This is a genomic window from Coleofasciculus sp. C1-SOL-03 (assembly GCF_040220555.1).
In the GTDB taxonomy this organism is placed as follows: Bacteria; Cyanobacteriota; Cyanobacteriia; order Cyanobacteriales; family Coleofasciculaceae; genus Coleofasciculus.
On the sequence record NZ_JAVJUO010000183.1, the window covers coordinates 1 to 19,602 of the forward strand.

Here is a 19,602-nt window from a genome sequence, read left to right on the forward strand (position 1 = left end):
ACGAAAAATAGGGCGTTTCGGCTTTTAGAAGTTAGCTTGACCGAACCTAATTTTGTACGGTTTTTCCCCCTTGTCTTCTTTCCATCCTTGTCCTCCTTGTCTTGTCCCAACCATAAAATAAAAAACCTACACCTGTAAGGCTCCCCCAACTCCCCCAACTCCCCCAACTCCCCAACTTTACCGATTCTTCACAAACAAAGGAGAATCTTTATCAAGACTTTATCAAAAAAAGACTCAGATCAATGCGTTAGTCGGGCATCTGTGCCTAAATAGTCGGGAAAATTAAGATATCCTGTAGGTAGACAAGATTGCTTGCTAAGGCTTACCAAAGCGAGGGTGCATTCGGCGGTGCGTTTCCCACTAAAGTCAACTATATAGATCCTAATAGATAAGCCGGGTGCTTCGATCACAATTGAGAAAGCTTTCGTCCTAGCCCGGACAAACGCCCTATTGGTGATGCTGAATGAGCTACTGCCTAAATTCTGACTGTCCTCAGCCCAAAAATCCGTTGCACGTCACTAACTGTCAGACGTGTGGTCATCCTATTATGTTGCGAAATCGCTATCGTGTGCTAAAAACCCTAGGTCAAGGCGGATTTGGCGCTACGTTTTTAGCCAGAGATGAGTCTCTTCCTGGTAATCCTAGTTGTGTCATTAAACAACTTCGTCCCGCAACAACCACCTCCCAGGTTCTGGAAATGGCTCAAAAGCTATTTGAGCGAGAAGCCAGAACCCTCGGCAAGATTGGCAATCATCCTCAAGTTCCCCGACTGTTGGATTTTTTTCAAGCCAATCAGCAGTTTTATTTGGTACAGGAGTATATTAGTGGACTTACGTTACAGCAAGAGATTAAACAATGTGGTCCACTCTCAGAAGCCGGGGTCAAGCAATTTCTGAGTGAAGTTCTTCCCCTGATTAAATATATCCATAGCCAAGAGGTGATCCACCGGGATATCAAACCGGCTAATTTAATTCGACGAGACCAAGATCGAAAACTGGTCTTGATTGACTTTGGCGCGGTTAAAGATGAAGTCAACCAAGCTGCTGTTGCCAATACATCAGAACAAACCGCCTTGACAAATTTCGCGATTGGCACTCCTGGTTTTGCGCCGCCGGAACAAATGGCTTTGCGACCTGTTTATGCCAGTGACATTTATGCTCTCGGTGTCACTTGTGTGTATTTACTCACCGGAAAATCGCCAAAGGATTTAGATTATAATCCCTCAACTGGTGAAATGGTCTGGCGTAAATCTGTGCAAGTCAGCGATCATTTTGCGAATGTGTTGAAAAAAATGTTGGAGGCTTCTGTTCGTCATCGCTATCAAACGGCAGAAGAAATTCTTAGAGCGTTAGACTTAGAACCTTATTTGGATAGTTTGGTTCAAAGCATGGTAATGCCGACCTCTGGGCTATCGAATACAAGTACAAATGGCAATTCCACTGAAGTTCAAGAGGAAGACTCGCCCAGTTCTCCTTCATCGCCTTCATCGGCGACCCAGAAGTTAGCGGCGGCAATTCGCCGACGTCGTGAACGACGAGACCGTAGCCGTCCGGGTTCTCCCCACACCACGGGTAATGGTAATCCCCGCAGTAAATTTCTATCGGGGTCAGTGACGTCAATTAATATGGGGAATATACCGCCCAGTCAAAGTTTTGCTAGTAGACCCAAAAAGCTTGATGCCAATGGTGTGTTAACGGCATATATGAAAGGTCGGAGAGATTTTGGCTCTCATGATTTAAGTGGATTAGATTTACAAAAATCGGATTTATCAGGCGGAATTTTTTATCAGTCAAAGTTGACTCGAATTAACTTACAAGGCGCTGATTTATCCAGTGCTGATTTTGGTCAAGCCAGCTTAACACGAGCGAATTTGCGAGATGCCAATTTAGGACGGGCTTATTTGAGTAATTCGGATTTAGAGGGGGCAGATTTACGCGGGGCAGATTTAAGTTTTGCCTATCTGAATCATGCCAATCTTAAGGGAGCGAATCTCTGTGGCGCGAATCTTACCAATGCTAAAATTACGGAGGAACAGTTAGGGTTAGCTAAAACCAATTGGGCAACAATTATGCCGAATGGCAAGCGGGGTCTTTGGTCATAGTCATTTGCCCTTTGCCCTTTGTCATTTGTCATTCGTCATTTGTCCTTTGTCATACTCGTTTCCCGAAAAGAAGCAAGCTACGTTTATGTGATTAAGTTAATATCAGTACCGTAACATTGGTATTGGTTGGCTTCATGGAACTCAATGGAACTTGATGATCTTGTGCGCCTGAATCGCGTCATTCGCGTCATTGGCTTTGACGACGCACCCTTTTCCCGTCATGCAAGCGCCAAAGTGTCCATTGCGGGAGTGGTTTGTGCAGGAACACGCTTTGAGGGGATGGTTTGGGGAGAGGTGGAACGAGATGGCTGGGATGCGACGGATAGGATTGTTCAGCTATTAGTTGGGCGGAAATTTTTACCCCAACTCCACGTTTTACTGCTGGATGGTATTGGTTTTGGTGGCTTTAATCTCGTAGACTTACCCCAGCTTGGCGATCGCCTGAGTCTTCCCTGTGTGTCTCTGATGCGGCGTATGCCGAATTTGGAGGCGGTTGAACAGGCGATTCATCGTTTACCTCAACCTGAACGGCGTCTCCACCTTCTCCAACGCGCTGGAACCATTCATGCTTATCCCCCTTTCTTTTTTCAGGTTTGTGGCGCGAATCCCCAGGTGATCGCATCGGTTCTAGATCGAGTAACGGATTGTGGCAAAGTTCCTGAAGCGTTGCGTTTAGCTCATTTAATTGGTGCGGCTGTGGTTAAAGGAGAAAGCAGCAGTTCAGCTTAGGATTTACTAAGTAGATGGACACAATAAAAGTTATAGCAACCGCCATAGCTGTTAGGACACATCATTTATGTTCCAGACGTTGCATTTTAGTCTCTACAATGATGCCTTTGTCTTCCCCATCTCCCCCAGCTTCCCCAGCTTCCCCAGCTTCCCCAGCTTCCCCAGCTTCCCCATCTCCCTCATCCCCATACCACACCCCTTCTCTAGAAAAAAATAGTGACAATCCTCTGGGGATCTGATAACTAATACTGATGGTGGTTATAGGTTCAATGGGGCGATGTTCACAATTGCTCCCATGACAACCTTCCCCCCTGTCTCTGATATCCCCTGACTATCGTCTGATTAGGGTGGGGAGTTAGGACTGCTCATCTTAAGTGTTGCTGGCTTAACAGGTAGTATCTTGGTGGATAATCGTTATTTTATTTATGAAGTCGTTGGTTTGCGGCAGAGTGCAGCTACCGACACCCTCAACTACCCCATTCGTCGGAGTAGTTCTGTCTTGATCAGAGTTCCGTACAGCCGCATGAACCAAACGATGCGGCGAATTTCCCAATTAGGGGGCAAGATTGTCAGCATACGAAGCCTAACTCCTGACACAGAGCAAGAGAGTTCCTTCGCTTGGTGGATAGAAATTGTCACTGCTGAACCTGCGGTCACTTACTACTTTGGACCATTCGATAGTCCAGAAGAAGCCTTGTCTTATAAAGCAGGTTACATTGAGGATCTAGAACAAGAGGGCGCTCAAGGGATCGCCGTGACAGTTAAATGGTGCAAGCCCGACAATTTAACTATTTTTTAAGCTCTTTGGCTCAGATCGCATCAATTTTGACGAGAATCACGGTGATATTGTCCCGTCCGCCTTTTTCTTTGGCGGCGGCAATTAGGTTAGCCGTTATTTCTTCGTCATCTACATCGGACTGGAGATGGGACGCGATCGCCGTATCCGAGAGTTCCTCAGTCAGTCCGTCGGTACAAAGGAGCAGGAAATCTCCTGACTGAATCTCCATGGACTCGACATCAACGGACTGTAAGTCCTTGCGACCTAGACATTGGGACAACACATGACGCCAGGGATGCGTTCGCGCCTGTTCTGGAGTCAGATCCCCAGCTTTCATGGCGCGTGCTACCCAGGTATGGTCATCCGTCATTTGTTCGAGTTTTAATTGTCGCCATCGATAAAGGCGAGAATCACCCACATGAGCCAGCCAAGGCTGACCTTTACGGAAGATGACCACGACAGCCGTCGTGCCCATGTCTGCCCGTTCGGGATGATTTTTTTGATCCTCTAAGATTGCCTGATTAGCATCGTAGAGGGCTTGTTCCAGTAACGTTTCCGAAGGGACTGACTCTAGCCATTGCCGCTCTAAACGAGCTTGAATGACCTCTGTAGCCAGTTGGCTGGCTTCCTGTCCCCCAGCATGACCGCCCATGCCATCGGCGACAATGAAAAAGCGTCCCTGCGGATCGATGTAGTAATAGTCCTGGTTTACGGTACGAATTAAGCCCGGGTCAGTGAGACCCGTAAAGCGACATTTCATAAAGTTTGTGCTGGCGTCAATAACCTTATGGGAGTTATAACATGCGATCGAATCGGTCGAGCCTTCGGAGTAAACGAATTAGGGCAAAAGCGATCGCAGCAGCAATTAACGCCACGACCAAAGCCAGCCCGACTTGACCATTCACAAATAAGATCGTAGCTGACAATGTGAATGCACTGAGTAGTAAGGCATAGTTTGTTCCTATCTGAATGCTACTCATGCGCCGCAAGATCCGATCCGATTCAATCGAACGAACCCGCAGCCGGATATCTCCGCGTTCTAATTTTTCAATCGTATCCTCAATCCGTCGAGGTAACCCCAATGCCGTACTACTCACTTGAGCCGCTTGGCGTCCCAGTTCATTGAAGAATGTATTCCCTTCCGGGCGATTACCGTTAGTCATGATCTGCATAGCAAAAGGTTTTGCCACTTCCATAAAGTTAAATTCTGGGTCTAAGCCCTTGCCTACCCCTTCCAAGGTGGAGAAGGCTCGCATCACAAAGGTGAAGGTTGCCGGAAAGCGAAAGGGTTGACCATAAGCGATTTCATATAAATCGTCGCTAATTTCACTGACTGACTGTTCTTCAAAGGGCTTATCCATAAAGTGATCCAGCATATACTGGATCGAACGCCGCACTGGACCCATATCATCAACGGGAGACAGGGCACCTAATGCAACCAGAGACTCGACGACTCGACTGGCATCTTTTTGGGCTACGCCAAAGAGCGTCTGCATCAACTCTTCCCGGACATTTGCCTTAATCCGCCCCATCATGCCGAAATCATAGAAGATCAATGATCCTTCCGGGCTGACTGCAATATTGCCGGGATGGGGATCGGCATGAAAGAAACCGTCATTGAGCAACTGCTGTAGGTATGCTCTTGCCCCTAGTTGAGCCAGAAGCTTTCGATCTAATCCAGCGGCTTCTAATGCCTCGTAGTGACTAATCTTAATTCCTGGAGCATACTCTAGGGTTAAGACTCGATTGGAGGTATACCGCCAATAGACACGCGGAACTTTCACCCAGTCGTAGCGGCGGAAATTACGGCGGAAGGTATCGGCATTGCGCCCTTCATTGAGATAATCAATCTCTTCCCAGAGAATACGACAGCATTCTTCATAAATGCCCATCCAGTCTCGACCTCGACCCCAGTCGGGGTGATTTTGGAAGTAACGGGCAATCCCTTTGAGAATTTGTAGGTCTATCGTAAACAGTTTCCGCAAGCCTGGTCGTTGTACCTTGACCACAACCTCTTCTCCACTCTGGAGTTGAGCTTTGTGGACTTGTCCTAAACTGGCTGCTGCTAGAGGAATTGGATCAAAATTGCCAAAGAGTTCGCTAACCGATTTGCCTAAATCTTGCTTGACAATTGCCTCAACTTGATCATAGTTAAAAGCTGGAACTCGATCCTGTAGTTTAGACAGTTCCTCGACATATTCACTGGGGAATAAGTCAGACCGGGTTGAGAATAGCTGTCCCACCTTGATGAAGGTTGGACCTAACTCTAAAAACGTATCTCGAATCCAGATTGCCTGTTTTGTACGACGAACCGCCTGTTTTGCCTCGGTTATGCCCCCTGGATAGCTCCAAGGTTTGCCGTTGAGCCACAACTGGAAGAGGAGGGTTAACACGAATGTCCAAATATCGACAAAGCGCCGATGTCGGGAATAGTTTTCCCGATTCCAGCGATATGCCTTGTCTTGGTTGATCCCTCTTAGGGAACGTTGGCTAGACACCTGGCGTTCCTTATATTGCTTGAGGTTGACATAGTTATCAGAAACAGCAGACACCTAGATTCCTAAATGATGGTCTCCTCTTAATCTTAATAAAAATTCAAAATCTTTGAAAGTTAAGAATATCCTAAGCTAGCTGATGGGAGCTGTGGAGCGACGGCTGAAGGCAACAGGGAACTCCTCGTGCGGCGTGGCGAAACTACTTGAGCAGCTTCGTAGATACGATGAAGCAGGGGGAGCAGAGGGAGCAGAGGGAGCTGGGGAAGATGTTAGCTGTTCAGTTATTTCTGCCTTCTTGCACTAGAAGGACGAGGAGCCTGATCCCATTTTTGGGTGGTCAATTGGCGTCCTCAACCTGGAAACACCTCCAGTATCACTCAATTCAGGTCACTGATTGATTGCGATAAAGCTGTAGTTCAGTCCGCAAGCGAGCAATTTCAGCTCGCAACTCATCAATCGTGGCTTGTAGATCAACGGATTGAGAGCCAGTCGATACAGTAGCACTAGACGAGCGATCGCCCATGGCGATTTCCATGTCCTGTTGCGCCCTTTCCATGACTTGCTCAGTAAACTGTTGCAAATGCTCTCGCTGTTCAGCATCAAATTTGCCAAGTTCGCTCAGAGCATTCGTTAAGGTGTCTTCTACGCGATCGCCCAGAGTGTGAGCTAGCGATCGTCCGACAAAAAAGGCATGAATGACTGGATTGCTCATGGGGAAGATGGTTTGGGTATTCGTAACAAATTATAACCCTTCAAAACATTCTCTGTTCCCGGTTCCCGGTTCGCTGTTCCCTGACAAATTGTTGAGATTCGGAAACGGGCCAATCCCTACGGGGAGGAAAGGTTTGTTGAGTATGCAAAATCGTTGATCCGGGTTCGTCGAGTTGGTTGAGTCGTACAGCACAGCCAAATCCAATACCTGCTGACGCCGCGATCGCTCCGGTCATGAACAACGCTTGTAAGGGTATTGAGGCGTTGGTTTTAGCCGTTTTGAGGGGTGAATGTAGAGACGTGCCATGGCGCGTCTTTGACCCAACGCTAGGCTCTTTTGACTTTGGCTGGTTTTCCACTGGCTGAGTGGTTATCGGTTCAAGGAGAGTAACAGACTCCTGAAGGGGAAGCTGCTTTAACCAAGTGTCTATGGTTTGGGGACGGTTTTTAGGGATGAGTTCTAGACCGTACTGTAGTGCTGGTTTAATCGAAGGACTCAATTGAGACGGCGCTGGCTGAGAGGGTGAGGAAAATAGGCAATCCTTTCCCCTAACTGACAACGCCTGTCGTACAGGTGCGGGTAAGGGGGGATATCCTGTAAGTAAACAGTACAATGTCGCGGTTAAAGCATAGATATCCGTTTGCCGCGTGGCTGTGTTTGCCCCAGCGTTATCCTCTGGAGGAGCATAGCCAGCAGAGAGGAGACTGGCGTAAGTCTGTCGGATGCCTGGAGTAAACTCATAGAGCATCCCCACCTCACATAACACCACGCGATCGCTATCCTGACGCCGAATTATGTTTTTGGGTTGGATATCTCGGTGGAGTAACTCGACTTGGTGTAGCACCTTGACCGCATCGCTGATTTGACGGATGTAGTTAATCGCCTCCGCCTCTGACAAGGAACCCGCCTGCAGAACCTCTGCCAATGTCTGTCCGGGGATATAGTCCATCACCAGGTAGGGATATCCCGTTTCCTCAAAATAGTCGAGGACACGTACCAGATGAGGATGTTGGCAGTAATTCAAGCGTTTGGCGATGTCTAAAAATTGTTGCTTGAATTGATTAACATTGGGATGCTGGCGCAGCGCTTCCCCTATGGTTTTAATCACAACCGATTGACCTGACTCAGTATCGGTTGCTTTGTAGGTAAAACTGAACACACCCGCACCCAGTTGGGTACTGAGAACGTATTTCCCTTGGTTTAAGCTCCGTTCTGCCTTCAAGTTCATAAAAATTCACTCCCCACAAGCACAAATAATGCTACAGCCTAGATGGAGTATATCCAAATTGTGCCAACTCAGGGCGGGTTGAATGCAGCGCAGCAGAACGTCCAGTCGCTATGACAAAAAGGAGTTTGCAGCAGGTTTTCAAGGGCTAGGAAATTCTGTTCCCTGTTCCCTGTTCCCTCATTCCAAAACTTATTCAGCAGCCCCTAGTGCATCGCGGCTTCAAATACTAACCCGTTAACAAACTCCTTAAAAGCAGCTACCTTATGTTCCTTATAGCCTTCTGCCCTGGAGCCTTCGGACTTCTGCCTTCTTGTACTAGAGGATAATGCTGCTCTAGAAATGCTTTGGCATCTGCCTCATCCTGAATTACGCCATCCAAGGTGGCGGCTAACAAAGCATCCAGCATTTCTTTATAGTGAGGTCCTGGCTTATAACCCAAACGTTTGAGATCATTCCCATTCAGCGGCGCTTGCACAGTTGCCAAGTTGGTGAAATAGTGCCACAGCTTGCGCCGAATTGCTCTAGAACTGTGTACGGCAATCAAAACTAATGTGGGTAATTTATACTGACGTAACAGCCAAACCACTTCACTGGGACGCTGACAGTGAGGTAGAGACTCTACCACCTCAGTTTGGGCTTGTCCTAAATGCTGCAGTCGCTCAATACTATCAATCGGCAATTGTAAATTTTCTGCCACCTTGCCGCGTTCTTGAGGCTCTAAATGAGCAATTAACACCTCAAGCCGCATCTGCCAATGTTTTAAGGTTTGATCGGGATCAAACCGTCGTAACCAACGGTCAATCAGACGAACCCGCCACCATAATGAGGGGTCAAGTTTTAAGCTGGGATGAAGACAGCGTAATGCTCCAAGTGAGCCAATGAGTTGGAATGCCCGTTGCCAATAAGGGGCTTCTAGGATGTACTTTAATTCCGCTTTCAAGCGGGTTTCTAGGGCAGGCGCTCGCGTATTTGCCCCCAGCGATCGCTCATAAACGCCACTCTCTAGCGCATACTGAATATAGTCTTGAGTTTGCGATTCCAGTTCAAAGCCCAAACGCACAGCAAATCGCACCGCTCGATAAATGCGAGTCGGATCTTCGATAAAACTATTGGCGTGCAAGACGCGAATTTGACGCGATCGCAAATCCAACATCCCGCCAAAAAAATCCAGTAGGGGCAACGCTTCACCCCGCCTCCCCGTCAGTCGGGCTGCCATGGCATTAATCGTAAAGTCTCGCCGATAAAGATCCTGGCGAATTGAACTGGCTTCCACTTCTGGATTCGCCGCCGGATAGGGATAAAACTCAGTCCGAGCCGTGGCAATATCAATCCACAGGGAATCCAGCACCGGGTCATTATGCCACAACAATGCTGCCGTTTGAAACGCCCCATGAACCTCTAAGCGAGCATTGGGATACCGTTCGCGCAAAGCTTTCGCCAAGGTTACACCTGCACCCACATCAGCCGCCCGATGAAAGCCATCAACCACCAAATCTACATCTTCTAGGAGTAGTGGTTGGCTCTCATCCGCCAGCAATACGTCACGAACGGCTCCCCCCACTAAATAGAGATGCCAACCCCGTTCCTGGGCTTCCTGGGCGGCTTGGGTGAGCAATTGCCACAGGGCAGGAGCAAGGCGTTCTCGCATATTTAACAGGCGGGATGAGGGATAGGTCATCTGGATGGGGCAAGTCTCTCCCCAGCGCTCTTGATCTTGGCGCAATTGTCGCAGGACATCGGTACGAGTGACAATTCCGACTAACTGCCCATCCGCTAACACGGGTAAGCGTCCAATATCGTAAGTCACCATCAGCGACTCAATTTCGGGCAGTGAGGTTTGGGGGGTAATGGTTTTTAGGTTTCGGGTCATATACCCTTTAACTGGGGCATGACCTAAACCGTGATGCAGCGCTAAATCAATATCTCGCCGTGAAATAATTCCAATTAACTGGTCATTTTCATCAACCACAGATAGTCCAGAATGTCCGTAACGTAACAAAATTCGCTGTGCTTCTCCCACAGTGGTATCGGGGCGAATCGTTCGCACTGGGGAGGACATTAACTCCAGGGCGCTGAGGGGTTGAGGAATTTGTGCTTTAAATTGATCAACGAGTTGGGGCAAAACCTCTGGCGGATTTTCATGGCGTAGGGTGACGGCGGCGGCTTGAGAATGCCCCCCTCCACCTAGGGGTTGTAAGAGCGCATTTAAATTCGTGCCAGGAATCCGCGATCGCCCGATGATCGTCAGACGGGATGATTTTGATTGTTGATTGTTGATTGTTGATTGTTGATTGTTGGATTCAGAATGACTCCCCACTCCCCTATCTCCCTCATTTCCCTCATCTCCCTCATCTCCCTCATCTCCCCCATCTCCCTCATCTCCCCCATACTCCGCCGCCAGCAATAGGGCGTCACTTTCAGTCAAATCCACTAATCGTGAGGCTAAACTCGATAGTCCCGGTACATAGTCTGGGGTTTTCAGGAACACCCAGGACAAGGTATTACCTTGATGATTTTCAGATTGTAACTGGTCTAGGGCGGTGGTCAGCAGTTGTTGCAACTGCGGCGAAAGTCCTGGATCAACATAGTCGGCAATTTGGCGGATATTTGCCCCTTGTGTCATTAACCACGCCAGAGCCATAGCATCCCGTGGGGTGGTTTGGTCAAAGGTTAAGGAACCTGTATCGACATGGATACCGAGTGCCATCACTGTGGCTTCAGCGGTGGTTAATTGGATTGAAGTTTGTTGTAATTGCTCAACGATGAGCGTTGTGGTGGCACCGACGGGTTCAACCTGTCGGAATGTGGCAGGAATATCACTGTGAGTGTTGCCGTGATGATCGTAAAGTTCAATGGCACTAAGATGAGGCAAGTCGAACCATTGAGCCGCTTTCCCCAAGCGATCGCGCTTTTGGGTATCCACCACCACGAGGGAGTGAATTTGCTCTACTTTAACCGAACGTCGTTCAATCAAAGCATACTCATCCCGATGCAGTGCCAAAAAATCCCGAACCGCCGGGTGAGCGCCCCCGGTTAGGACAAGTTTCGCTCCTGTTTTCAGGCGTGTCAGCCCGACGGCTGCTCCTAGGGCATCAAAGTCGCTAATCGTGTGACACAAGATTAAGTCCATGGTTTGTCATTCGTCATTTGTCATTGGTTAGGCAACAAGGAACAGGGTAAGGTAGAGTTTTGAGTTAACTCACATCTCCCCCATCTCCCTCATCTCCCCCATCTCCCTCATCTCCCCCATCTTCCCCCTCTCCCTCATCTGCCTTGTTGCTGATTTTCAGTTTTTTCAAAAAAGTGGGTCAATTTTTGGTAGCTTACAATCAGAAGGATTTAACGTCTTGAAAGGCACAACAGGAAATGTCTATCTTATTTCAAATATCACTGGCAGCTTTGGTCATTTTGTCATTCGTCATGGTGGTGGGCGTTCCCGTCGCCTATGCTACCCCCCAAAACTGGGAGCAATCAAAAAATTTGATTTGGATAGGTTCAGGGCTTTGGCTGGCTTTGGTCATTGTGGTTGGCGTCTTGAACTATTTTGTGGTAGCCTGACTTTCTCCCCGCCTGAATGATTAAATTCAGACGGGGCTTCTCCACCAACAGACAGATGCTCATGACGCAAGAGGGCAAAGATAGCCATGGCAGTTTTTGAGGGAAATTTCACATCAGCCAGCTCCCTGCGCTTGGCAATTATCATCGGTCGATTTAATGATCTCGTGACAGAGAAGCTATTAGCCGGGTGTCAAGATTGCCTGAAACGCCACGGTGTCGATCCGAATCCTCATGGCTCCCAAGTTGATTATATTTGGGTGCCAGGTAGTTTTGAAGTCCCGCTCATGGCTCGTCAAGCCGCCCTTAGCCATCGCTATGATGTAGTAATTTGCTTGGGCGCTGTCATTCGGGGTCAAACCCCCCACTTTGATTATGTGGCGGCTGAAGTCTCTAAGGGCATTGCCGCCGCTAGCTTTCAAACTGGAATCCCTGTTGTATTTGGGATTCTAACGGCTGATACGATGCAGCAAGCCTTAGAACGGGCAGGAATCAAGAGTAATAAGGGTTGGGAATATGCCATGAGTGCCTTAGAAATGGCGAGTTTAATGCAGCAGTTCAAGGGGCAAAATGGCTCAGCCGCTTATAATAATGCTTATGATCCGGCAGGAACTCCTCAGTCCTTACCTGTTTCATCAGGGCGGTCTCTTCCTTCAGAGTCAGCTTCTGAATACAATGAGTCGGGGAATTCATGAGCCACTTACTAAGATCGGGAAACATGCCATGACAGGTCTGGGAGCAGGGAAAGCAATGCCAACTAACAAATAACTTGACAAACCTGGATTATTCTGAGAGACTGTAAAAAGCCAAATAAATGCGGGTATAGCTCAGTGGTAGAGCGTCACCTTGCCAAGGTGAATGTCGCGCGTTCGAATCGCGTTACCCGCTTAACTAAAAGGAGAGGCTATAGAAGCTTCGCTTATTGCATATAGCGTGTTGCCCGTAAATTGTCTGCCTGCAAATTGCCGATGCCCAGTCAAAAATTGGTGAAGGGAAAGGAAAGCGCTAAGATGAGAGCATGGGCGTCTCCAAGGAAATTTCTGTTGGGAATTTGTGGGGATAGGTTTAAGCTATAGTAATTCACTATGCCTCTTTATTGTGTAATCAGGAACACTCAATCATCAACGTAATCTTGGTTTTGAATAGCGCTTGTGCCACCTCAGAAAGCTCAAAAGATAGATTTAAGTAAGGAGTATCCCTGCCCGTGTCGGCGGCGGGGATGTTTAGTGCCGATTACCCTGACGGAAGCTTTTGGCTGTAATCGCTGTCAGCAGATTTTCGTTCTTGAAGAAAATGGGCTTATAATCGAGCAATTATCGACAACTTATCCCTACAAAAAAACGTGGCGTTGGACAGGTCATCGCTGGGTGAGTACCCAGGGGAATCTTGGGGAAAGCTACTTACCTGTAGCCCTCTTAATCGTGCTGGTTTTGCTGATTGTCTGGTTACCCCTAGCCCTGCAATCTCCAACCGGTCCTTCGATCATTCTCTGGGCATTACTGGCAGTGATTTTAGCCGTGTTGCCAGCGCTAATGGTTTGGTTAGCTTATCGGCGTTCGTAAATGATGGATATGGAAGCCTCTGATCCTACACCTAAGCCCAACCGTGTAATGATTCGGGCTTACCAGGCATCTGTAGCGTTGGCAACGACGAAAGGCGTTGATCGATCGCGTGGCGTTCAAGCGATGGTAAAAGCCCTGCAAAATGCGTTTGATGATATCTTGGATGCCAATACCATGGACTTGGAAGCTAGTCGAGAAATGGCAGTTCCTGAGTTGGTATTAGATTGGTTGAAGCTGACGCCAGAACGCCTTCAGATTGCGATTGGGATTTTGCAGCGGATTGGGGAATTATCTGATCCGATTCGTCGGGTGATGAATGCATCGTATCAATTGGATCATTCTCAAACCTATTGCCAAATGATGCCCTTGGGCGTGATTGCCTTAATTTATGAGGCGTTTCCTGAGTTAGGGGCGATCGCGGCGGGCTTTTGTGTTAAAACGGGGAATAGTCTGATCCTCAAAGGAAGTAGCGAAGCCAGTCAATCCAATCAAGTCATTGCCGAAGCGTTACAGACTGCCCTAGATGATGTGGGTTTACCCTCCGGCTGTTTGGAATTGTTCCCTTCCGAACAGGGGGCTTCAATTCGCGATTTAGTTACACGGGATGACTATTTAAACTTAGTGATTCCTTATGGGCGTCCAACGTTAGTCCAGCAAGTCTTGCAACAAGCCACAGTCCCCGTTTTAAGATCAGCGATGGGGAACTGCTATCTCTATTGGTCGGCTTCAGGGACTTGGGATGGAGTGCGATCGATTATTTTAGACAGCCACGCCAGTATCCCTGATCCAGTGAATGCGATCGAAAAAGTCTTGATCCATCGCAATCAAAAACCATCCTCATTAATGAATCTCTGTAAGAGTTTAAGTGACAAGGGCTTCAAACTCAAAGCCGATGCCGAGTTGGTGGCAAAGTTTCCCGATCAGTTGACTCTAGCGTCTGAATCAGAATGGAGTCAACCCTATTTAGATAAAGTCGTCGCCTTCAAATTAGTCGATAACACCGAAGACGCGATCGCGTGGATTAATCAATATAGTAGCCGCCACGCTGACTGTGTAGTAACTGAATCTTATCTGGAAAGTCGCCAATTTTCCCTCAAAGTTGATAGTGCTTCGATTTATCTCAATTCCTCACCGAGATTTTCCCGCAATCCTGAACGTGGGGACTCGGTGTTTTTGGGGATGTCCAATCAGAAAGGGTATCGGCGCGGGATGATTACGTTGGAGACGTTAACCACACTGAAACAGGTGGTTCAGGGGAATGGGCAGTTTTAGTTATTTGTCTTATGTCATTGGTCATTTGTCATACTCCCTTCGCTAGAAGCAAGCTACTGGCATGGTACACCTTAATTGGTAGATTAGAATTGTAGGGGCGCATGGCGTGCGCCCGATTTCACCGCCAAATCTATCCCACAATTTTAGCTGTGTCAGTCTACTACGTCCTTTGTAAGGGTTTGAGGCTTGTTTACAAATTATAGCCTTACCAAGGCAGGTTAGGACTTACGGCACCATAGAGACGTTCCATGCAACGTCTCTACATACATAAATGATGTGTCCTGATGTCCTAACGTGTCTGCGTAGTGCTATAACTACCATGGATTTCCGACTAAAGTAAATGCACTCCAATAATAGGGATGAGTCAGATTAATATTTCCCTGGTTCAGTAATTCCTCAGGTAAAGAAATTCTAGCCGATGGTGTGACTAATTCATCGCCGTCTAATTCTACTTCCCCCCGCATCATTGCTAATTGTGCTTGTCGCAAGGCTTCAGCTTTAATCGGGGCTTGTTTTAACTGTTGATAAAAGGTGGTCATTAGTCCTAATGTCCCAGTATCACTCACATACCAGAGGCTACCCAACGCTGATTTCACTCCCGCTTGTACAGCTAATCCGGTAAAGCCTAACTCCGCTTGTTCATCCCCTAAGGCGGAACGACAGGCACTTAGTACCATCAGTTCAACTGGGGGATTATCTAATTGTAACTCTCGCAATTTGTCGAGGGTTAATCGGGTATTCCAAAACTGAATATAGGAGTTACTCGGTTTGCCTGATTTAAATTCTCCATGGGTGGCGAGATGGAGAATACCAAAGGGTTGACTAGCGCGGGCTTCTTTGAGATTATCTAGGGTAAAGTTTTGGTTAAGAAAGGATTCCCCTGACCACAACTGATTGGTAATTAGGGATAATTCTTGAGGAACAGCAGGTAAGGGGTCTTGTTCCTTAAATTGAGAAGCACCCATGGCTAAGATATTAGCATTTCGGATATCCACATACCGGGTATCGGTGAGGCTAAAACTGGGCATTAACCCGACGCTGTAGTTCTCAATAATAAATTGGTTGCCATCATAAAGTGTGGCGATGGGGAGGGAACGCAAGCCCCTATCCATAACGAAGCTAAGATTGTTAATTTCTTGGGCTTGTAATTCCTCTTCGATGGGGGAAATTAACCAGTCATAAAGTTGTTGTGCAGACGGTTTATAGGGGCGAGGAATGCGAACATCGGTGACAGCGCGACGTAATTGTTGCACTTGTTGCAGAACTTTTTCTCGTGTTGCGCCAGGAACCGGACGGCGAATTACATCTCCAGAGGCGGTAACTAGGACGAGTTCGAGTTGGTCAGTGGGTTGGGGATTGGGGTTCGTTGAAAGTTGTTGGTGTTGAGGGGTGGAAGCGTTAAATTGCCAGAGGATTTCGTTTTTGTCTTTGGGATTAGGTTTGTCGGGAGTGGGGTTTTGGGGTTTAAAGAAGGCGTAAATTAAGGCGGGTTTGATGCCAGTAATTTGTTCAATTTGATTAAGCTGTGCTTTGGTTTCTTGAGGTGTAACGGTGCGGGTATTTCTAACTCCGAGATGGCTTTCATACGCATTGGTGAAGTTGCCTTCTTGTTGAGCCACTTCCGTTTCGGCGGCTGGGGTTGAGGTGGTGTTGGTGGTGGTGGGGACAGATGCTGACTCGGAGGATTCGCTGGTGTCTTCGTCTTCGAGTAATTGATTATTATCTTCTTCTAGAAGTTCGCTATCCTCAGTGGGTTGGATGACATCAACTGGATTGATTTGAGACTCATCCACAGGTTCTTCTTCGGGAATTGTCGGTGCATCAACACTAATAATTTCGATGTCACCGTCTATCTGAGTAAACAGCAAGGATTGTGTGGGAAGGAGGGTAATATCACCAGGTGACAGGGTTTGTGTTTCCTTGTCCGATGGTTAGGGTATTAAAGTTGGATTGGAATGCATTTAATTCACTGGTTGTCAAGTCTAAAGCGGCGGTGCTGTTATTGGTTGCGCCAATCGCGATAGCTTGGTTAGATGTGGCGGGTTGTAAGGTAAGGAGATTGCCGTTTGTGAGGGAGTTAATAGTATCAATTTCTGTGGCTTTCAGCGTTAATGAGTGACCGCCTGCGTCTAAACCAGCGCTGAAGGTAAATTCATTGGCGTTGAGGATAGTATCACTTTCAAGGACTACAGCATCACCATAGTTTTGATCACCTGCGGTAGTCACATTACTGTTAAGCGATGTAGTTCCTCCAGGGTTAGTGGTAAGGTTAAACGCTTCCACCGTAGAGTTGAAGCGGGTAGTTCCTGTGCTGTTAGCTTGAAGAATTCCTAAAGGTTGGTTGTTACCAATTTGATTGTTGAAAGTGATATTTTCTACACCACTATTGATGGTCAGGTTATGACTATCATTATTTTCGCTGTTGACCGTACCATCAAAGGTAATCGAACCGTTACCCAGGTGGCTATCGATAGTTACGTCGTTCATCAACGTGACAGCCGAGTTGTAGGTTTGGTTGCTGTGAGTAGCGACGTTGCTATGCAATTGTGTCGTGCCATCGCTATTGATTTCAAGAGTTCCCAAACGATTGGCTTGACCGACTGACTGAGTAAATATGATATTACCTGTACCACTACTTACTGTCAGATTGTTGGTTGTGTTTTCTTTATTTTCAACTGTGCCATTGAAGCTGATATCACCGCCACCATCTCCTGTGTTAAGGGTGACATCGCCACCAACCCTCGTCTGACCATTAATTGTGATGTTCTGATTTTCTGTATTTATCCCAGCGTTTAGTGTTGTTGATCCTGTGAAAGTAATCGAGGCATTGCCTGTGCCATTTATCGGGTTATTAACGCTAATTGTTCCCTCCCGCCCATGGCATTAAACCAGTTATCATCGCCAAAACCAATGGCTGTGGCGGTGGTGGCGAAAAAGTCACTGGGGACGTTTAGTTGGGCATTGGGACCCAAAATAATCCCAGCCGGATTCATTAAATATAGGTTTGGACTGCCGCCTGTTACCTGAATTAACCCGTTAATCACAGAAGCGTCACCACCTGTGACGCGACTGAGGATATTATTTAAATCTGGATTAGCTAAAAAGTTGGCGACTTCGCTGGGATTTAAGCCAAACTGCTGGAAACTGTGGAATAGATTTTTGCCATCAGCAGACAGACTACCACCGGAAATGTCGATGCGGTTCCCATCCGGTGTGACAATTGTCCCTGTACCATCGGCTGCTGGAGTTATCGATTGCGCCAAGACTGGAGAATCAACCACCAGTGAAGCGATGCCCAAAAGTATACCTTGGCACAGAGACAGCAAGACGGATAAGCAACGCCAGCACAACCGAGCTGATTTCATTGGTTCAACACCCTGTAATCGTATGCTTGATAGTTTCGCTGATCCTGAGTGTTTTGGGGTTTTCTTTTAATAAAAGTAAACAATATTTAGTTTTGATTCATTGTGCTATTCGACTAGCAGGATGAATCAATTATGATAAAAAAATCCAACTCTTATCGGGTTGCACCGAGTAGGTAAAACGTTCATGGCGAACTGTTAAAAAATCAAATCATGACCATCAAATATTATTTTTCAGGACTTACGCAGCTACACCACTGATGGGGGCAAAGGTGCGTTACGCTACGCTAACACACCCTACGAATAGAGGCTTGGCGTCAGTCCGATTTTTATAATAAGCAGACAATGGCTAGTGGAGTGGCACACATTATTAATGGATTAGAATCGTAGGGGCGCACCGACGTGCGCCCGTGTCAACTTAAGCCATAACCCTTACCCATTCTAATTTTTAGCTACTGGAGAAGGGTGGGTTTAATGTAGGGGCGGGTTTGACTACTATCTTTTTGGTTGCACCCAGATATAACTAAACCCGCCCCGACAAAGTTTTTGCCATAAGTTATCTGTACAACCTGCCCCTACATCCCCGGCTATGGGAGAAGGGCGGGTTTATTCAAGTTATCAGTTAGGTGCAAAATGTTATCGGTAAAACCCGCCCCTACACTCCCCGTTCTCCCTGCTTTTCGCTCTAAGTTGACACCAATGATCGACGTGCGCCCAATTTCACGGCAACATCTATCAGATTTGTTTTGTCGTGAGAGAACCTGAGCCAACTCCAGCTATGCGTTTAAGCACTAAAGTGCTTACTACAAACTGGCTTTCTGCTTTAGCCCTCTCCGTCTATGCGTTTAAGCACTAAAGTGCTTACTACAAACTGGCTGTCTGCCTTATCTTAAGGATTGCGTCGCCGAAATTCTGCCGGGGTTAAACGGAGGGGTTGTTCTGGGTTCCAAATTCCATATCCCATAATTCGGGCGTATTCTTGAGCGCGGATTAGGCGTTCATTATATTTATTATTAGGCGATCGCGGTGTCGCTAAAACATATCCTTCTTTGATCAGTTGTTCATTGATCATGACTCCATCATGCCAAACGTAGGCTAACCAGCGACCAAAACTGTCTTTAGTTTGGACATCAGGTTCTAAGAAAACTGATTGGAGTACCAGTTGTTGACCCCTCGTTTCACCGATAAGTTGTTCAATCCGAGTTTTAGCGGCGGTTCCCCAAGGCTGTTGTCTCAAGTCGGGTGCTTCTATGCCAATTAACCGCACCCGGACGATTAAGGCGGGTTGTTGGGTGGTATCTAATACTTCGATGGTTTGTCCACTGACGACTTGTTGGACTTGTACAGGGATACTAGGAGGAACTTTTTTAGATTGGCATCCTCCCAGTAAAAGGAGAAAACCAAAGCTAATCAGGAGGGCGATAAGGCGGTTGGGATAAGCTGTATTGCTGTTCACGTTAGCTGTGTGGCGTTTTGATCCCCCCCAGCCCCCAGGAGAAACAAACGCGAAGCCTCCTTTGGTCTCCCCCATGGAACAAAAGCGAAGCATCCGCTGGCTTCCCCCTTTTGAAGGGGGACGGGAGGGGGATCTCAAAAGGGGGACGGAAGGGGGATCTATCCGGCTCACAAGGGTAGGTTTTTTAAGATGGGGGTCTAGGCAAGACAAGGAAGACAGGTAGACCAGTAGACAAGGAAGAGTGAGAACGAAAAATAGGGCGTTTCGGCTTTTAGAAGTGAGTTTGACCGAACCGAATTCTGTACGGTTTTCCCCCCTTGTCTTCTTTCCTTCCTTGTCCTCCTTGTCTTGT

17 protein-coding genes, 1 tRNA gene and 1 pseudogene are annotated in these 19,602 nt (G+C 47.4%); 9 read left to right on the forward strand and 10 right to left on the reverse strand.

All coding sequences use genetic code 11. The features are described 5' to 3' along the window. Positions 1-463: 463 nt before the first annotated feature. Positions 464-2,101: a protein kinase domain-containing protein gene (locus RIE73_RS28410; RefSeq protein ID WP_446404363.1), complete on the forward strand. Its 1,638-nt coding sequence runs from the start codon at positions 464-466 to the stop codon at positions 2,099-2,101. Positions 2,102-2,245: 144 nt separating this feature from the next. Further along, positions 2,246-2,830 (forward strand): endonuclease dU, encoded by a 585-nt coding sequence (locus RIE73_RS28415; protein ID WP_446404364.1) that lies wholly within the window; start codon positions 2,246-2,248, stop codon positions 2,828-2,830. A gap of 61 nt (positions 2,831-2,891) precedes the next feature. On the opposite strand, the gene RIE73_RS28420 is transcribed toward RIE73_RS28415, so the two are convergent. Then, positions 2,892-3,053 carry a hypothetical protein gene (locus RIE73_RS28420; protein ID WP_446404365.1) on the reverse strand — a complete coding sequence of 54 codons (162 nt, stop codon included), beginning with the start codon at positions 3,051-3,053 and terminating at the stop codon, positions 2,892-2,894. A gap of 180 nt (positions 3,054-3,233) precedes the next feature. On the opposite strand from RIE73_RS28420, the gene RIE73_RS28425 reads away from it, so the two are divergent. Further along, positions 3,234-3,629: a DUF1816 domain-containing protein gene (locus RIE73_RS28425; RefSeq protein ID WP_446404366.1), complete on the forward strand. Its 396-nt coding sequence runs from the start codon at positions 3,234-3,236 to the stop codon at positions 3,627-3,629. A gap of 10 nt (positions 3,630-3,639) precedes the next feature. On the opposite strand, the gene RIE73_RS28430 is transcribed toward RIE73_RS28425, so the two are convergent. Then, complete coding sequence (locus RIE73_RS28430) at positions 3,640-4,368, reverse strand: Stp1/IreP family PP2C-type Ser/Thr phosphatase (RefSeq protein ID WP_446404367.1); 729 nt, start codon at positions 4,366-4,368, stop codon at positions 3,640-3,642. A gap of 34 nt (positions 4,369-4,402) precedes the next feature. Beyond that, positions 4,403-6,106 (reverse strand): ABC1 kinase family protein, encoded by a 1,704-nt coding sequence (locus RIE73_RS28435; protein WP_446404376.1) that lies wholly within the window; start codon positions 6,104-6,106, stop codon positions 4,403-4,405. 136 nt (positions 6,107-6,242) lie between these two features. On the opposite strand from RIE73_RS28435, the gene RIE73_RS28440 reads away from it, so the two are divergent. After that, complete coding sequence (locus RIE73_RS28440; protein ID WP_446404368.1) at positions 6,243-6,407, forward strand: hypothetical protein; 165 nt, start codon at positions 6,243-6,245, stop codon at positions 6,405-6,407. Positions 6,408-6,485: 78 nt separating this feature from the next. Here the strand turns inward: RIE73_RS28440 and RIE73_RS28445 are convergent, their stop codons facing one another. The 3 genes from RIE73_RS28445 to RIE73_RS28455 all read right to left on the reverse strand — a co-directional run bounded on the left by RIE73_RS28445 (position 6,486) and on the right by RIE73_RS28455 (position 11,173). Next, on the reverse strand, positions 6,486-6,815 hold the full coding sequence (locus RIE73_RS28445; RefSeq protein ID WP_446404369.1) for a DUF6825 family protein: 330 nt from the start codon (positions 6,813-6,815) through the stop codon (positions 6,486-6,488). A 40-nt stretch (positions 6,816-6,855) separates the two neighbouring features. Next, positions 6,856-8,043 carry a serine/threonine protein kinase gene (locus tag RIE73_RS28450; protein ID WP_446404370.1) on the reverse strand — a complete coding sequence of 396 codons (1,188 nt, stop codon included), beginning with the start codon at positions 8,041-8,043 and terminating at the stop codon, positions 6,856-6,858. Positions 8,044-8,299: 256 nt separating this feature from the next. Beyond that, positions 8,300-11,173 carry a CBS domain-containing protein gene (locus RIE73_RS28455; protein ID WP_446404371.1) on the reverse strand — a complete coding sequence of 958 codons (2,874 nt, stop codon included), beginning with the start codon at positions 11,171-11,173 and terminating at the stop codon, positions 8,300-8,302. 236 nt (positions 11,174-11,409) lie between these two features. Between RIE73_RS28455 and psbZ the strand changes: the two genes are divergently transcribed. The 5 genes from psbZ to RIE73_RS28480 all read left to right on the forward strand — a co-directional run bounded on the left by psbZ (position 11,410) and on the right by RIE73_RS28480 (position 14,432). Beyond that, positions 11,410-11,601, forward strand: coding sequence for a photosystem II reaction center protein PsbZ (gene psbZ / locus RIE73_RS28460; protein ID WP_446378093.1), 192 nt, complete (start codon positions 11,410-11,412; stop codon positions 11,599-11,601). An 86-nt stretch (positions 11,602-11,687) separates the two neighbouring features. Continuing rightward, positions 11,688-12,293 (forward strand): 6,7-dimethyl-8-ribityllumazine synthase, encoded by a 606-nt coding sequence (gene ribH / locus RIE73_RS28465; RefSeq protein WP_446404372.1) that lies wholly within the window; start codon positions 11,688-11,690, stop codon positions 12,291-12,293. Between the two features lie 121 nt (positions 12,294-12,414). Next, a tRNA-Gly gene (locus RIE73_RS28470) sits at positions 12,415-12,486 on the forward strand. 263 nt (positions 12,487-12,749) lie between these two features. After that, the gene (locus tag RIE73_RS28475) at positions 12,750-13,160 is read left to right on the forward strand and encodes a hypothetical protein (protein WP_446378089.1); all 411 of its coding nucleotides are present in this window, start codon (positions 12,750-12,752) and stop codon (positions 13,158-13,160) included. Between the two features lie 9 nt (positions 13,161-13,169). Continuing rightward, on the forward strand, positions 13,170-14,432 hold the full coding sequence (locus RIE73_RS28480; RefSeq protein ID WP_446404377.1) for a glutamate-5-semialdehyde dehydrogenase: 1,263 nt from the start codon (positions 13,170-13,172) through the stop codon (positions 14,430-14,432). 314 nt (positions 14,433-14,746) lie between these two features. On the opposite strand, the gene RIE73_RS28485 is transcribed toward RIE73_RS28480, so the two are convergent. The 4 genes and pseudogenes from RIE73_RS28485 to RIE73_RS28500 all read right to left on the reverse strand — a co-directional run bounded on the left by RIE73_RS28485 (position 14,747) and on the right by RIE73_RS28500 (position 19,250). Further along, entirely contained in the window at positions 14,747-16,300 is a 1,554-nt protein-coding gene (locus tag RIE73_RS28485; RefSeq protein ID WP_446404373.1) for a CHAT domain-containing protein, read from the reverse strand. A 25-nt stretch (positions 16,301-16,325) separates the two neighbouring features. After that, complete coding sequence (locus RIE73_RS28490) at positions 16,326-17,015, reverse strand: hypothetical protein (RefSeq protein WP_446404374.1); 690 nt, start codon at positions 17,013-17,015, stop codon at positions 16,326-16,328. 266 nt (positions 17,016-17,281) lie between these two features. Beyond that, positions 17,282-17,797: pseudogene (locus RIE73_RS28495) on the reverse strand (filamentous hemagglutinin N-terminal domain-containing protein); the annotation flags it as partial. Between the two features lie 886 nt (positions 17,798-18,683). Further along, the gene (locus RIE73_RS28500) at positions 18,684-19,250 is read right to left on the reverse strand and encodes a thermonuclease family protein (RefSeq protein ID WP_446404375.1); all 567 of its coding nucleotides are present in this window, start codon (positions 19,248-19,250) and stop codon (positions 18,684-18,686) included. Positions 19,251-19,602 lie beyond the last annotated feature (352 nt).